We start from the raw sequence: 15,645 nt of genomic DNA, 5'->3' as shown, positions 1-15,645 counted from the left end.
AGGGTGAAACCCACAAAAACCGAAGCCAAAAGCAGCCGCCCTTGGTCATGGGGTGACGAAAAATGAGTACGACCGCCGAAATCATGATGTGGGGGACGCGTATCGGCGCCGTACGCCTCGGTGATGACAGTCCCTTTGCCGACTTCGAATACGATCCAGACTTCGTGCGCAGCGGCATCGAAATTGCGCCGCTCACCATGCCAATCAACCGGACGGTCTATCGCTTCCCGGATTTACCACTCAGGACTTTCCATGGTCTGCCAGGATTACTCGCAGATGCTCTGCCCGACAAGTTCGGAAACGCTATCATAAATGCCTGGCTTGCGACGCAAGGCCGCGCACCCGAGGGTTTCAATGCCGTTGAGCGCCTGTGCTACACCGGCGCGCGTGGCATGGGGGCGCTGGAGTTCCGCCCTACGAGCGGGCCACGGCAGCGGCAAAGCAAACGCGTCGATATCGATGCACTGGTCGGTCTAGCCTCAGAAGTCTTGCGCAATCGCCACGATCTGAGCCAGTCACTTGCCGCTCCCAAGCGTCAGCAGGCCCTTCAGCAAATCCTGAGTGTCGGCACCTCGGCCGGCGGCGCGCGCGCTAAGGCAGTGATCGCGTGGAACCCGAAGACAAATGAGGTGCGCTCCGGTCAGGTCGAAGCCGGCCAGGGCTTCAGCTACTGGCTTCTGAAATTCGACGGCGTATCCGGTAACCGCGACAAGGAACTCGAAGATCCGCAGGGTTTCGGCGCAATCGAGTACGCCTATTACCTTATGGCGCGGGCTGCAGGGATCAATATGACCGAATGCCGGTTGCTTGAGGACGGCCCTCGCCATCATTTTATGACGAAGCGCTTCGACCGGACCGATGGGGGCGCCAAGCTGCACATGCAGTCACTATGCGCATTGGCTCACTATGATTTCAACATGGCTGGCGCCTACAGCTACGAGCAAGCCGCGATGGTCATGCGACAAATGAAGCTTGGCCTGCCCGCGATTGAACAGCAATTTCGACGCATGGCCTTTAATATTGTGGCCCGGAATCAGGACGATCACGTCAAGAATATCGCTTTCCTGATGGACAAGTCCGGTCAGTGGGCCCTCTCCCCGGCTTACGACATAAACTATGCCTTGAATCCGAGCGGCGAGTGGACATCCCGGCATCAGATGTCGATGAATGGAAAGCTCGCCAGCTTCACACGTGAAGATTTCAAGACGTGTGGTTCCGTTTGTTCGATGAAACGCGGGCGCGCCGAGGCGATCCTCGCGGAGATCATCAACACTGTGAGCCGCTGGTCCGATTTCGCTCAACAGGCTGGGATATCAGACGAAAACGCAGCGGCAATCGGCGCCACGCATCGCCTTCATCTACTTGATAAAACAAGCGGCGGCGCCTGATCCGACCATGGCTGAAATTTCGACAGTCGGACCAATTGGCCAAGGCAGTAGCTTCGTCATCGCCAGCCCCGTCCTCTTCCGGCAAAAAAATATGCTTGTGGTCTTGACCTTCCAATAGTGGGAAGCCCCACATTACAGAATGAGCCCGGCAAAAGGAGAAAGCTCATGAAATATCACATCGAAACTATGGTTTGTGGCGGATGCGTCCGTAGTGTCACCAAAATCGCTCAAAACCTTGACCCAACGGCGAAGGTCGAGGCTGACGTCGTTGAGCGCACCGTGGAGATCTCGTCGGATCAGATGGACGAGATTACAAAAGCCCTGGCACTTGCCGGGTTTGAAGCAACCCAAATCGCCGCTTAAACACCTTGAGGGATTGCGCGTCGCGGCGCGTATATCCCACGGGTGGCAACAGTTCCAAGGACATAGAGTATGAAGAAGTTAATTGCAGCACTGGCGCTTGTGACCGCTATAGGCGCAACCGCCCCGGTGATTGTCATGGCACACGAAGGTCACAAGCAGGCCGCGGACTCGCAAACGGCCGAAGGCGCAGGCGTCGTGAAAGCCATTGATAAGGATGCCGGTACGGTGACGATTCAGCATGGTCCCATCAAGGCGCTGAAATGGCCGGCTATGACGATGAAATTCAAGGCGACGACAGAAGCTATCGCCTCTGCCAAGGTTGGTCAAAAAGTGCACTTCGTGATGAAGAACGACAACGGCCAGCCACTCGTAACGGCGATTCACGCGATGTAATTTCAGACCCAGGACCTGTAGGCCTGGGTTTTTCCTTTATACATCCGACACGTACGGAGTTCCAGATGGCCAAGAAAATCTTTCCCCTTGTCTCAGGTCTTCTTGCCCTCACCGGCATTCTAGCCTCGCTCCTTCTGTCGGCGCCGCCAGCGATGGCTCACAAAAATCAAAGCTCATCCAGCGCTTCAGCCGTTGCCGAAGCGAGTACAACCGTCAATAATCCGGAAGATGCCCCTATGGCGATGGCCTGGCCGACCGAGCCCGGCATGGGCATGGAGATGGACCACAAGAAGCCAAAAACATTCGGTGGGCGTCTTGTTTCGTGGCTCGGCGCTTGGCACCCCGCCGTCATTCACTTTCCGATCGCGTTGCTCCTGACAGTCGCTCTTCTAGAAGTGTTGGCCGCCGCTCGGAAAAAGCCGGTTTACAACGCCGGCAATAAAGTGTTGCTGGCATTCGCGACGGCAGGCGGGTTCGCCGCGGCCGCCCTAGGTTGGGCGAACGCAGGTCTGCCCGCGGCGGATGACGGTACAGCCCTCACTTGGCACCGCTGGATCGGGACTCTTATTCCCTTCGTCTATCTGTTGCTGTGGCGTTTGAAGCGACCAGCAGAGACAGCGGTCAACCAACCAAGCTCCCGGCTCTACGAAACCACCTTGGTCGTCGCTGTGGCGCTCATTCTCATCCAAGCATACCTGGGTGGCGATGTGACCCATGGCGCCGGGCACATGGCGTTCTAAGTCAACAGTGGCACAGTATAGACTATTCAAATTGCCACAGGGCGGCGCGTAAGACCGATGATTGCAGAACCGGCCTCCGTCACCAAGCAACTAGGACGATTGCATTGTCTCCGGGCAATAGCGGCGCTGGGAGTGTTCTACCACCACTTGGGGCAATTTGGTTCTGCGACATTCGATTCATCTACCGGCTTGCCAGCAAGCGGCCTTCTATGGACGGGCGTCGACCTTTTCTTCGTTTTGTCCGGCTTTTTGATGATGTGGACAACGGATGGAAAGACCGGCGGCTTTCGGGTAGGCCTATCCTTTTTTATTACCCGCGCCGCCAGGGTTTATCCGATGTATTGGATTACTCTCGCTGCTACCTACGGCTTTGCCTTATGGCTCCCTGCCGCCCTCTCCAATGACCAGCAATGCAGTGTTCCTTGCCAAATCACGCTGATACCGGAGCAAGGCGGGTTTTTGATCGGGCCAGCATGGACTCTGTCGTTCGAGATGGTGTTCTACCTCGTGTTTGCGATACTCCTAGTCCTTTCGCCGCAAGGGCGGATCCGCGCCCTTGCGGTCTGGACGATAATAGCCGCAGCCCTCGGTACCTTTATCACAACCCAGATCACCGTCGTCCATCACGTCTATACGCCGCTCGTTCTCGAGTTCCTCGCGGGCGTCTGGATTGCCGTTCTAATCAAACGGGGTGTGAGACTAAATGGTTGGCCTGGACTCGTTGCAGCTGGCGTCTTGCTCTTGGGCGGAGCGGCCCTGTTCAATGCTTTGTCGCCCTCACTGCCGTCGGGTGTCGCCGAATGGGTGCGAGTAGCTCTATGTGGCTTCCCCGCGAGCGTCATAATCTGGTGCCTTGCGTCCCGAGACGCAACCAAGCCACATTATCCAAGTCCAATCATGGCTAAACTGGGCAACGATTCCTACGCTATATATTTGGCTCATTGGCCAATAGTGGCAGTCGTTTCGACGGTTGCAAACACTTGGGCGATGCCGACTTTCCTGAGTTTTGTCATTTATTTGGCCGTCACCGTAGTTAGTACCTTATTGTTATCTCGAGCCCTGACAAATTATATAGGATCGCCGGCGCAAGAGTTCGCCAAGTCACTGACGGCATTGATTAAGAGACAAAGAGGCTAATTTGTAAAAACGACGCCTAGGTACCATGGAATTTTCACTATGAGAGCCGATCGTATGAAGGAGTATGAAGTATTGAGTCATAATTTACTCTACTACCCAGTTTGAACGGGATGACTGTGAACCTTTGTTCAAGAAAGCGGCTAGTATGGCGCGAAAATGATCCAATCCCTCCTAGCTTATGGCTTATCCGTTGCACGACCCACATGTTGAGCAGGAGCGGCTCTTGGAAAGCCAACCAAACGCTCCCGCCACACTCTGATCAAAACCAGGCTCGCAAGCCTATGACGACTTTTGTGGATTCAGGATTTTTCCCCGACAGTCGCACAAAGTCAGCGGCGTCACCGAACTTGCGTTCGTAAACGATCCCGATATATGGCGCGAATTCACGACGGATCTCGTAGCGTAAGCGCAAGCCGAGTTCGACACTCGAGAGGCCCGAACCGATCTCAAGTTCGGGAATGTCCTGGGCTGAGAAAGTCACTTCCGCGGAGGGTTGAAGGATCATGCGCTGCGTCAGCCGCAGGTCATAAGTACCTTTAGCACGCGCCAGAAGTTCGCCCTCGTTCGAAAGGAAGACGGCGCCCTCCACATCGAACCAATAGGGAAAAATACCTTCCGTACCAAGTGTCAGGTAGGTGCGCGACTGCGGTTCGAAATCTTGACGGATGCCCGCCTGAATATCGAAGTAAGGCGTGATCGCGCGCGAATAGAGAATTTGGACTTCAGCGTCTTCAACTCCGTCTTCGTTACTTCCTTCACCCTCTGACTTCACCACAAGGCGATGAATATCCCCGCCATACCGGAATTCCGTGTCCCATGCATATCCGCCATCGTCGGGCCGAAGCTCGAGCCTATCGAACATGACATTGGATAAGTTCATCGCGCCATGCTCCATATGTACCATATGACGAGCCTCGGCCATTTGGGCTGAGTCAAAATACCGGTCCGCCAAATGATCTGTTGCCGGCGGAGGCGGCGGTGTTTGCGGAATTTCTACCTCGGCGCTCGCCTCTTCGTTGCCGTGGTTCATGCTAGACAAACTCATTTCTGACATGTCATGGCCAGCATGAGCTTCCCCGTCCTTCGGAGGCATCTCTTGTTGAACTGAATTTGCCTGTGAAGTCTGCGACCTGTTTTCCGTGGGAACTGCTTGATGGCCGCTATGTGAAGTTGCTTGGGGCGCCGCCGGCAATTTGGTCACAGCCTTTTTCGGCGAAGGGGGCGGAGCTTTCGGCCTAGGCTTAGCATTGGCTTTAGGCTGCGGCTGCGCTGGCATTGTCATACCAGGCATGTTGCCATGCTGTGAATGATCCTGCATCGCCAGAGCGGGCGTTGCCAGGAATAGGGGGACGAGTGCTATCATTGCGACCCGGTTCATTGGGCGCCTCCATCGCGCGGACGCACCGCAAAGACCTGAAACATACCTGCATGCATGTGGTAAAGCATATGGCAGTGGAATGCCCAGTCGCCCGTCTCGGCAGTGAAATCCCACGACACCTTTCCTCCGGGTAAAACAGCCACGGTATGCTTGCGCGGCTTGTGATCCTGCGGTGCGCCGATCACCAGGTCAAAGAAATGTCCATGGAGATGGATTGGGTGGGCCATCATGGTGTCATTCACAAGGGTAACTCGAACCCGCTCACCGGTCGCAAAAGTATATGGCCCTGTTGTTTCGCTGAATTTACGTCCGTCGAAGCCCCACATGAAGCGTTCCATGTTGCCGGTAAGGCGGATTTCGAGGGCACGCGTCGGGGTGCGGGTGTCCGGGTTCGGCTCAAGCGCGACAAGATCCTTGTAAACGAGGACGCGATGCCCAACGCTTTCCAAACCTTGTCCCGTGTCACCGGTCCGATCCATAGGAATTGGCGAGATCGTCTGAACTCCAGGCCCTAATTTGATCTGGGGCGCGTTAGCAGGGTCTCGCATGGACATTTCCATGCCGCCCATGTCAGCCATTATGTCCGCCCCCCTGGGTTTCGGCGGTGCCATACCAGGCGGATGCACCGATGTCATTTCCATTGAACCGTGATCCATGGACATTGACGACATGTCATGCCCTGCCGTGTCCGCTCCACCTATGCTCATGCCGGACATGTCCATACCCATATCCTTCATCGTGGCCAGGGGGCGCTCACGCAGCGAAGGAACTGGCGCTGTCATTCCCAGGCGTGGCGCGAGTGTCGCCGCCCCCATCCCGGAACGATCAACAGCTTCGGATACAAGGGTATAGGCTTTGTCCTCGCTCGGCTGAACAATGATGTCGTACGTTTCAGCATTCGCGATCTGGAACTCATCGACTTCAACCGGCCGAATATTTAAGCCGTCGGCTGCCACAACTGTCATTTTCAGACCAGGAATTCTGACATTGAAGACCATTTGTGCGCCAGCGTTGATAAAGCGAAGGCGCACGCGCTCACCCGGCGTGAAAAGACCAGTCCAGTTGTCCTTCGGTCCGTGGCCGTTGATAAGGAACGAATAGACGGCCCCCGTGATATCAGAGGCGTCCGTCGGATCCATTAGCATCTTTGCCCATTCGATGCGCTCAGCCAGAGTCTGATCCTTATTGGCCAGTAGTCCCGCGATCGTTTGACGTTGATAATTGAAAACACCGGACTGCCCTTTCAAACGCTTGAAAAGGGTTTCGGGCCGAATGAAGCTGTAGTCGGAAAGAATGACCACATATTCACGGTCGAATTGTACCGGATCAGGATCTTTCGGCTCTATGATTATTGGACCATAAAGCCCTTCCTGTTCCTGTAAGCCCGAGTGGCTGTGGTACCAGTACGTACCACTTTGCTTGAGTTCGAACTCGTACTCGAAAGTCGAGTGTGCCGGGATGCCGGGAAAGGTTACGCCTGGGACACCGTCCATTTGAAACGGTACCAGGAGACCATGCCAGTGAATTGAGGACGTCTCGTCTAAGTGATTTTCCACAATGAGTTTGACGTTCTGCCCTTCCTTGAGACGAATGATCGGCCCTGGTAGCGTGCCGTTGATCGTTATGGCATTGCCAAGCTTTCCGTCGATCGGCCAACGGGCGCGTTCAAGTTTCAGCCGGATCTCAGAACCGGAAACAGTTTGCAGCGTGTGGTTCAATCCGGGCGTCGCGCTCCTCGCCCAGGACGGCAGTAACCCGCCGACCGCACTCGCCGTACCGAATATCGACAGGTTGTGCAGGAGCTTGCGCCGGTGAATATCTGTCATTTGGAGGTCCTAGTCAGGTAGGGAATGCGTTGATCCCTCTTTTGATAGTTACGTCTCAAAAGGCGGATGCCCTCATAAAAAAGTACATGTTAAAAATAGGTTGGAAAACAAGAATGCACGGCATTCCGGAGATAGCCTGCCCGAAAGCTGAAAACGTCATTTCCGGTGAAAAATACGGGTAACTTATGCGCGCTATCAGGCGTCTAGAAGTTAGAAGTACCTAGTATGAGGGATATTGCTTCGCTATGCGTATTATGTACTGGGAGGCGAGGACAAGCACATGAGTGACCGTATTGATGCGCTGTTGGCGCAATTGAAGACCCGGTCGATCGACCGATCGCTGGCGAATCTTGAACAAGACATCTCCCGAAATATCGAGCTTCAAAGGACTGAGGCTCGAACCGTCACGGTTCTTATGCCGCTTCGAGCGGCTTCTCTTGCACTTGCACTTGTAGTCGGTACAACAGCCGGCGGCGCGGTGGCCTTGTCATCCGAGATAAGAGACCATGCCGAGCCGTTTGACTCATCCTTGCGGCTCGCACCCTCAAGCCTCCTCGAAGGGTACCCATGACGCTCGCCCGCAGCATGATTGTCACTTTAGTACTGTCGCTCGTGGGAGCAGCTCTGGGAGCTTTCGGGGGGGCCCAGTACGTCATTCACAAAATGCAAAAGCCGACGCCGATGCATGAGCTTGTGCATCGTAGACTGGACTTAACAGATGAACAGACGCACCGCATCGCTGCAATGGAAGAGAAACATGCGGAGGTAAAGAAGGCATTGGAAACGGAGATGCGCGCCGCAAACGCCGATCTTGCCAAAGCATTCCAAGAAAAACACGCCTATACCCCTGAGGTTCAGGCCGCGATCGACCGGTTTCACGCCGCTATGGGGGACCTGCAAAAGGAGACGATTGACCATACCTTCGAAATGCGGTCGGTCCTCACGCCGCAGCAGGCTGTGGAATTCGATCAGACAGTCGTTAAATCTCTGACCGAAGAGCAAATGTGACTTCCGATGCCGAAGTTTCAGATGAGGAGCTAGCAACTTCAGCAGCAAGAGGCGACGACCGTGCGTTCAGCATTCTTGTCGGCCGACATAAGGAGGCCGTCTATCGGCTATTGCGCCGCTACAACGGTAATTCCGACGAGGCTTATGAAGCGGCACATGAAGCGTTTATCGCCGCGTGGAGGGCAATCCGTCGATATGATGCCCGTCGGCCATTTGGCGCTTGGCTAAGAACGATCGCCATTAATAAAGCCCGGGATCGCGGCCGCCGGCAGAAGGTGCGTAACCTGATATTCGGCACGAAGTCCTCTGATGACTTCGAAGTTATGAATGTTACTGATCGATCAATCAACGCAGACGATCGCCTTATCCTCGATCACGAAGTGTCGCAGCTCGAAAAGGCCCTGGCTCGCCTTCCGGCAAACCTCAAAGAGGCGCTCTTGTTGACGGCACTCGAAGGCTTTTCACAGAAACAAGCCGCCGAAATCCTCGGCGTCACCAGTAAGACGGTCGAGACGCGAGTCTACCGCGCCAGAAAATTGCTGGCCGAGAAACTCGGTGGAAAGTAAGAACAGGTTACATTCGGCATGCTCGGTGCTGGCTCATTGACTTTTAACGATTGAAATCTATCCTGGCGGACAATGTTAAAGGCTGTTCTCTACATCTTTGCCCTTCTGGGTCTTTTGATTTCGCCTGTAAGCGCACAGGCGGCCCAAAACGCGTGTCTCGAAATGAGTCAGCCGATGCAGATGACCATGGCAGACTCCCAAGCCCACTCGGATATGGCCATGCCATGTTGCGAAGACGAAAAGCCTACCAAGTCGTCGGATCAGGGCTGCTTTCAAAACTGCATCGCAATGTGCGGGATCAGCGCTACGTCCGACACCCACGTGCCTGTAAGTCTTCCGATTTTGCATATCGAACTCGTCGTTTTCACGCGTTCGCCTGTCAATTTCGATGCAGATGAACCGGCGCTCTTTGTGCCCCCTCCCCGCTTCCACACCTGAACTGTGTGCGGCCCTCGCCGCACCTAGAGCGCGCCGTCGTTCCTGAGCAGGCTGCCACCGCCTGCGGGAGGCTGCGCTTCCGTGGCCGACCGCCGCGCAACTCGATGTCCCAGGTGTTTTTCAATGCGAACCTCTTTCCTCCTGGCTGCGGGAATATCGATCCTGGCAGCGCCTGCCTTCGGCGAACCACTTACTTTTCAACAGGCGTTGACGCGTGCGGAACAGTCAGCCCCTTCCCTTGCCGCGAGAGTTGCGGAAATCGATGCGGCGACGGCCGCCTCTCGTTCCGTCGGGCGCTTGCCTGATCCAAAATTTCGCGCCGGTTTCGAGAACTATCCGGTTTCTGGGCCGATGGCCGGATCTCTATCGGGTGAAAGCATGACCATGCAGAGTTTTGGCATCATGCAGGACGTACCAAATGGCGCAAAACGCCGCGCCGCAAAGAAACAGGCATCGGCGGAAATTCTCTCAGCGGAAGCGGCATATGCGGTCGATGCCAGAGACGCACGCCTCAGCGCCGGACTCGCTTGGGTCGACCTATACTTTGCGAGGCGCAAGCTAGAGGCGCTGGATGAGGTCGAAAAAGCGATTGCCCCTCTAAAATCCACGGCAACCTCACAAGTCGAAGCTGGAAGCCTGCGTCCAGCGCAGTCGCTCGAAGCCGCAGAACTGGAAGCCGCTATCGCAGACCGCCGGTCCGAACTGACGGCCGAGGCCACGAAGGCCCGGGCAGAACTTATACGATGGACGGGTGATCCCACAGCGGACATCTCAGGCGAAGCCCCGCACTTTGAGATCGACCCCATCGCATTGCATGCAGGGCTAGGCCGCAACCCGAGCCTTGCGGCAATGAGCGCGATGACGGCACGCAGCGACGCTGACGTGGCGGCTGCTACAGCAGAAAAGCGCCCCGACTGGGGATGGGAGCTTAGCTACCAGCGTCGTGATCCGATCTGGGGCGACATGATCTCTGCTGGCGTTACCATCAGCCTTCCGTTGTTCTCGCAAAATCGCCAAGACCCGATGATCGAAAGCAAAGCGAAGCTCTCCACGCGCGCCCGCTACAATGAGGATGCCGCGCGCCGTCAAGTTGAGGCTCAGCTTCAATCCGACTTGGCCGACCACACAATGCACCATGAACGATTGGTTCGTGCACAGACGATAATATTGCCGCTTGCCCAGCAAAAAGCGGACCTTGAACTCGCAAGTTACGGCGCAGGTACAGCCAGTCTCGCAGATGTTCTTCGATCCCACATTCTGCTCGCCGAAGCGCGGATCGACGCCGTAACGCGGGAAGCCAACCTGGCTCGCAATAGCATCCGCATTCACTTTACGTACGGGGGCCACGAACAATGATCCGTAACATCACGCTCAGCCGGAAACAGATCCTCGCCTATGGGGTCGCCATTGCTCTCGTGTCTGCCGGCACAGGCTATGGGATATCACGACTGAACACGCCGAAGGCCCTCAACCTTACTTCAGAGGCCAGTGGTCGAAAAGTTCTCTACTGGTACGACCCTATGGTTCCGGGCCAGCACTTCGAGAAGCCGGGAAAATCGCCCTTCATGGACATGGACTTAGTGCCGAAATACGCGGACGAGGAGGCGGAGGCGGGCGGCGTCAAGATCGACCCTGTCCGTTTGCAGAACTTGGGCATCCGGCTGGCACAGGTTGAGCGCACGGACTTTGCCTTGGATCTTACGGTGCCGGGAACTCTCGAGTTCAATCAGCGTGACGTCGCTATCGTCCAAGCACGCGCGGATGGCTTCGTCCAGCGTGCATACGCCCGTGCGCCTGGAGACATAGTCGGCGCCGGCGCTCCGCTGGCTGATATTCTTATTCCGTCCTGGGCCGCGGCCCAGGCGGAGTATCTTGCGGTAAAGCGTACAGCTGATCCGGCACTCGAGCGTGCGGCACGGCAAAGATTGACTCTGCTTGGCATGTCTCAAGGACTGATCGATCAGGTTTCCCGTTCGGGGAAGCCCAACATAGTCGTGACTATTTCGACACCTGTTGGCGGAGCAATCCAAACCTTGGACGTCCGACAAGGCATGACAGTGAACTCGGGCCAGACCCTGGCCCAGGTTTCCGGCCTGTCCAGCGTCTGGCTGAATGCCGCAGTTCCCGAAGCCCTCGCGTCACAAGTCAGCTTGGGACAACCGGTTAAGGCAGAGCTCGCGGCGTTTCCCGGCGAGAGCTTCTCAGGAAAGGTGTCGGCTATTCTGCCGACCGCCCAATCGGATACCCGGACGCTCAGTGTCCGGGTTGAACTGGCCAACCGGAACGGACGTCTGCGTCCAGGCATGTATGCCACTGTACATTTTCCAGGAAACACTGCGACGGCTCTGAGCGTACCTAGCGAAGCCGTTATTCGCACCGGAAAGCGAACCATAGTAATGCTTTCAAAGGGCGACGGGCGCTTCGAGCCCGTCGAAATTCAGGTCGGCCGAGAGTCGGGAAATCGTACGGAGGTCCTCGCAGGGCTTACCGAAGGTGAAAACGTCGTCGCGTCGGGCCAGTTTCTCGTCGACTCCGAAGCAAATCTGTCGGGAATTTCCGCCAGGGCGATCCAGGATAGAGAAGACGTAGGGCAAGAAGCAACAGCAAAGGTCTTTACGGCCCAGGGCCGCATTGAAACGTTGACGACTGAACAAGTGACACTTAGCCACGGGCCTGTTCCGGCACTTAGCTGGCCTGCCATGACCATGACATTCAAGCTCGCCTCCCCATCAATTGCAACCGGCTTAAAGCGTGGAGATCAAGTCGATTTCAGCTTCGCTCAAAAGGCCGACGGGCCCGTTGTCGAAACCATGCGAAAGGGCACAGCACGATGATAGCTGGCATCATTCGTTGGTCGGTCGCCAACCGCTTCTTCGTGATCCTCGGCACGATTGCGGTCATCATCGCGGGTGTGTTCGCCATGCGCTCGACGGCCGTGGACGCCCTTCCGGACCTGTCGGACGTACAGGTTATCATCCGAACACCTTATCCGGGCCAGGCACCGCAGATTGTCGAGAACCAGGTCACTTACCCGCTGACAACGACCATGCTGTCCGTGCCCGGTGCGAAGACCGTACGCGGTTACTCGTTCTTCGGTGACAGTTTCGTCTATGTGCTGTTCGAAGATGGCACCGATCTTTACTGGGCGCGATCTCGTGTGCTTGAGTATCTGAATCAGGTCCAGGGACGGCTGCCAGCAAGTGCCAAGCCTGCCTTGGGGCCGGATGCAACTGGAGTTGGATGGGTATTCGAGTATGCCCTCATCGACAAAACCGGCCGCCATGACCTGTCTCAGCTGCGGTCTCTGCAGGACTGGTTTTTGCGATACGAACTCAAGAGCCTTCCTGGGGTTGCCGAAGTCGCCAGCATCGGAGGCATGGTCAAACAATATCAGGTTGTCCTCGACCCGGTGAAGCTTGCATCCTATGGCGTTACCCATCAGGAAGTCGTGTCCGCTATCCAGGGCGCCAACCAGGAAAGCGGTGGCTCTGTGTTGGAACTTGCTGAGGCGGAATACATGATCCGCGCCAATGGCTATCTCAAGTCTCTCGACGACTTCCGTGCGGTACCCGTCAAAACATCAGGCGGGCTGGCAATTACCCTTGGTCAAGTGGCGACGGTTCAAGTCGGCCCAGAAATGCGCCGAGGCATAGCAGAACTGAATGGTCAGGGTGAAGTCGCAGGCGGCGTGGTCATCCTTCGATCGGGTGATAATGCTCGCGAGACCATCGCGGCTGTGAAGCAAAAGCTGTCGGAATTGAGGAAGAGCTTGCCTCCTGGTGTCGAGGTCGTCACGACCTATGACCGCTCGCAGCTGATCGATCATGCAATCAGCAATCTCAGTGAAAAACTGATTGAAGAGTTCGTCGTCGTGGCCCTGGTTTGCGCCCTGTTCCTCTGGCATGTGAGATCGGCGCTTGTCGCCGTTGTCACGCTTCCAGTCGGCATCTTGCTTGCGTTCATCGTGATGAACCTCCAGGGGGTGAACGCCAACATTATGTCGCTAGGTGGCATCGCCATCGCCATCGGCGCCATGGTAGACGCGGCCGTGGTGATGATAGAGAATGCCCACAAGAAAATCGAGCACTGGGAACACGATCACCCCGGAGATCGACTCGAGGGTTCCGAACGATGGAGTGTTCTGACTGAAGCTGCTGTCGAGGTGGGACCGGCGCTGTTCTTCAGCCTGCTGATCATCACCTTCTCCTTCATTCCGGTTTTTACGCTCCAAGGCCAGGAAGGCCGCCTGTTCTCGCCTTTGGCATTCACCAAGACCTACAGCATGGCCGGCGCCGCCATCCTGTCGGTGACGCTGGTCCCTGTCCTGATGGGATATCTGATCCGTGGGCGAATTCCGAAGGAAGAGGCAAATCCCATCAATCGCTTTCTTACAAGCGTTTATCAGCCTGTGCTCGACGCTGCCATGAAGCATCCGAAAGCGACACTCGCTATCGCAGCTGTGGCATTTGCCACGACGCTTTGGCCCCTAAGCCGACTAGGCGGTGAGTTCATGCCGCAACTCGATGAAGGCGACCTGCTATACATGCCGTCTGCGTTACCCGGCCTTTCTGCCAGCAAGGCTTCTGAGCTCCTTCAACAGACCGACCGAATGATAAAGTCGGTCCCGGAAGTTGAAAGTGTCTTCGGAAAAGCCGGCCGCGCCGAAAGTGCGACGGACCCTGCACCCCTCGAGATGTTCGAAACGACCATCAGGTTTAAGCCCAAGGATCAATGGCGGCCCGGTATGACGCCGGATAAGCTCGTCGATGAACTCGACCGCGTGGTGAAGGTGCCCGGTCTCGCCAATGTTTGGGTCCCGCCTATTCGCAATCGCATTGATATGCTGGCGACCGGGATAAAGAGCCCGATCGGCGTGAAGGTTTACGGGGCCAATCTCTCAGAACTTGACCGAATCGCGCATCAAATCGAGAGTGTCGCCAAAACGGTGCCTGGAGTCAGTTCTGCCCTCGCGGAGCGCCTGACCGGCGGACGATATGTCGATGTCGAAATCGACCGGGCCGCAGCGGGACGGTTTGGACTCAATATCTCCGACGTGCAGTCCATTGTCTCGGGCGCCATTGGCGGGGAGAATATAGGCGAGACCGTCGAAGGATTGGCTCGCTACCCTATCAACGTCCGCTATCCGCGCGAGCTGCGCGACAGCCTTGAAGGCCTGCGTAATCTACCGGTGCTGACCCCCTCAGGTCAGCAGATCACTTTGGGTACCGTAGCACGGGTGGAAATCACCGAAGGCCCCCCCATGCTGAAGACCGAAAACGGACGGCCTTCGACCTGGATTTATGTCGACGTGCGTGGACGCGATCTGGCCTCTGTCGTCAAGGACTTGCAGGCAGCGGTCGCGGAAAACGTGCCGCTGGCTCCCGGCGTTTCTGTCGCCTACTCTGGACAGTTCGAGTACCTTGAGCGGGCCGTCGCCCGGCTGAAGATTGTCGTTCCGGCCACGCTTGCTATCATTTTTCTTCTGCTCTACGTCACTTTCCGGCGCTTCGATGAGGCGGCTCTGATCATGCTCACGCTTCCGTTCGCACTGACAGGCGGCATCTGGACACTCTATGTGCTCGGATATCACCAGTCTGTCGCCACAGGCGTAGGTTTCATCGCCCTTGCGGGCGTCTCAGCGGAGTTCGGCGTCATAATGCTGATCTACCTGAAGGATGCATTGAAGGCACGCGGACCTAATCCGACAATTGCTGAAATCGAAGCTGCGGTGCGTGAAGGCGCGCTCCTCCGCGTGCGACCAAAAGCAATGACGGTCGCCGTGATCCTCGCAGGTCTTCTCCCGATACTTTTTGGCCACGGTGCTGGGTCAGAAGTTATGAGTCGTATCGCAGCACCCATGATCGGCGGCATGTTGACTGCGCCGCTTCTCTCGATGCTCGTAGTGCCTGCAGGTTATCTGCTGCTGCACCGCCGGCGAGCAATCCGTTCTCCATCTCTCAACAAAAGGAGCCTTTCATGAGGGCGAAAATATTCACGACCATTTCGCTGCTTGGTCTACCCCTGCTTGTATCCGCGTGCAGTCCGAAGCCCGCGAACCAGGACACTGCACCTTCCATCGAAGCCGCGCCTCCCATGGACAGCATGGGTGACATGTCCGGTATGTCCGGGATGGCGATGGAGGCCGATGCGAAGACAGGCAGCGGCATCGGCACGATTACTGAAATCGACAAGACCGCCGGGACCGTAACCATCAGTCATGAGCCAATCCCCGCAGTTGGTTGGCCTGCCATGACAATGGCCTTCAAGGCCGACCCGGAGATTCTTACCAATGCCAAGGTCGGCCAGAAGATTTCTTTCGATGTTTCCGTAAAGGGCACTGACGCATTGGTCACGGCCATTCACGCTAAGAAATAGCGGCCCCTTATACAACCGTCGACCTGCGACGTA

General features: G+C 56.4%; 14 protein-coding genes. 12 read left to right on the top strand and 2 right to left on the bottom strand.

The genetic code is table 11. From position 1 onward, the window contains the following. Positions 1-62 precede the first annotated feature (62 nt). From ABAC460_RS42130 to ABAC460_RS42110, 5 genes are all read left to right on the top strand, one after another. Positions 63-1,388: a type II toxin-antitoxin system HipA family toxin gene (locus tag ABAC460_RS42130; protein WP_023454843.1), complete on the top strand. Its 1,326-nt coding sequence runs from the start codon at positions 63-65 to the stop codon at positions 1,386-1,388. Positions 1,389-1,553: 165 nt separating this feature from the next. After that, entirely contained in the window at positions 1,554-1,751 is a 198-nt protein-coding gene (locus ABAC460_RS42125) for a heavy-metal-associated domain-containing protein (RefSeq protein ID WP_023454842.1), read from the top strand. 69 nt (positions 1,752-1,820) lie between these two features. Beyond that, a complete protein-coding gene (locus tag ABAC460_RS42120; protein WP_023454841.1) occupies positions 1,821-2,144 on the top strand; it encodes a copper-binding protein in 324 nt (107 codons plus the stop codon). Between the two features lie 65 nt (positions 2,145-2,209). Further along, positions 2,210-2,884 carry a DUF2231 domain-containing protein gene (locus tag ABAC460_RS42115; protein WP_023454840.1) on the top strand — a complete coding sequence of 225 codons (675 nt, stop codon included), beginning with the start codon at positions 2,210-2,212 and terminating at the stop codon, positions 2,882-2,884. Positions 2,885-2,941: 57 nt separating this feature from the next. Beyond that, positions 2,942-4,021: an acyltransferase family protein gene (locus ABAC460_RS42110; RefSeq protein ID WP_023454839.1), complete on the top strand. Its 1,080-nt coding sequence runs from the start codon at positions 2,942-2,944 to the stop codon at positions 4,019-4,021. Positions 4,022-4,280: 259 nt separating this feature from the next. Here ABAC460_RS42110 and ABAC460_RS0125010 read toward each other — a convergent pair whose 3' ends face one another. Together ABAC460_RS0125010 and ABAC460_RS42105 are read right to left on the bottom strand one after the other, a co-directional pair. Further along, positions 4,281-5,399 (bottom strand): copper resistance protein B, encoded by a 1,119-nt coding sequence (locus tag ABAC460_RS0125010; RefSeq protein ID WP_031237239.1) that lies wholly within the window; start codon positions 5,397-5,399, stop codon positions 4,281-4,283. Then, entirely contained in the window at positions 5,396-7,225 is a 1,830-nt protein-coding gene (locus ABAC460_RS42105) for a copper resistance system multicopper oxidase (protein WP_023454837.1), read from the bottom strand. The genes ABAC460_RS0125010 and ABAC460_RS42105 overlap by 4 nt, the downstream gene beginning before the upstream one ends. A gap of 280 nt (positions 7,226-7,505) precedes the next feature. On the opposite strand from ABAC460_RS42105, the gene ABAC460_RS42100 reads away from it, so the two are divergent. The 7 genes from ABAC460_RS42100 to ABAC460_RS42065 all read left to right on the top strand — a co-directional run bounded on the left by ABAC460_RS42100 (position 7,506) and on the right by ABAC460_RS42065 (position 15,612). Beyond that, a complete protein-coding gene (locus ABAC460_RS42100; RefSeq protein WP_155914713.1) occupies positions 7,506-7,796 on the top strand; it encodes a hypothetical protein in 291 nt (96 codons plus the stop codon). Next, the gene (locus tag ABAC460_RS42095) at positions 7,793-8,233 is read left to right on the top strand and encodes a Spy/CpxP family protein refolding chaperone (protein ID WP_023454835.1); all 441 of its coding nucleotides are present in this window, start codon (positions 7,793-7,795) and stop codon (positions 8,231-8,233) included. The genes ABAC460_RS42100 and ABAC460_RS42095 overlap by 4 nt, the downstream gene beginning before the upstream one ends. Continuing rightward, on the top strand, positions 8,230-8,799 hold the full coding sequence (locus tag ABAC460_RS42090) for an RNA polymerase sigma factor (RefSeq protein WP_023454834.1): 570 nt from the start codon (positions 8,230-8,232) through the stop codon (positions 8,797-8,799). Before ABAC460_RS42095 ends, ABAC460_RS42090 begins: the two co-directional genes overlap by 4 nt. A gap of 561 nt (positions 8,800-9,360) precedes the next feature. After that, positions 9,361-10,593, top strand: a complete 1,233-nt coding sequence (locus ABAC460_RS42080) for a TolC family protein (protein WP_023454832.1) — start codon at positions 9,361-9,363, stop codon at positions 10,591-10,593. Further along, the gene (locus ABAC460_RS42075; protein ID WP_023454831.1) at positions 10,590-12,071 is read left to right on the top strand and encodes an efflux RND transporter periplasmic adaptor subunit; all 1,482 of its coding nucleotides are present in this window, start codon (positions 10,590-10,592) and stop codon (positions 12,069-12,071) included. The genes ABAC460_RS42080 and ABAC460_RS42075 overlap by 4 nt, the downstream gene beginning before the upstream one ends. Beyond that, entirely contained in the window at positions 12,068-15,217 is a 3,150-nt protein-coding gene (locus ABAC460_RS42070; RefSeq protein ID WP_023454830.1) for an efflux RND transporter permease subunit, read from the top strand. Before ABAC460_RS42075 ends, ABAC460_RS42070 begins: the two co-directional genes overlap by 4 nt. Further along, positions 15,214-15,612: a copper-binding protein gene (locus ABAC460_RS42065; protein WP_023454829.1), complete on the top strand. Its 399-nt coding sequence runs from the start codon at positions 15,214-15,216 to the stop codon at positions 15,610-15,612. The genes ABAC460_RS42070 and ABAC460_RS42065 overlap by 4 nt, the downstream gene beginning before the upstream one ends. The last annotated feature ends 33 nt before the right edge of the window (positions 15,613-15,645 follow it).

Origin of the sequence: Asticcacaulis sp. AC460 (assembly GCF_000495795.1) — a bacterium.
Lineage (GTDB): Bacteria > Pseudomonadota > Alphaproteobacteria > Caulobacterales > Caulobacteraceae > Asticcacaulis.
Note: the sequence above shows the minus strand (reverse complement) of the source record. Positions and strands in the feature narration are given on the sequence as shown.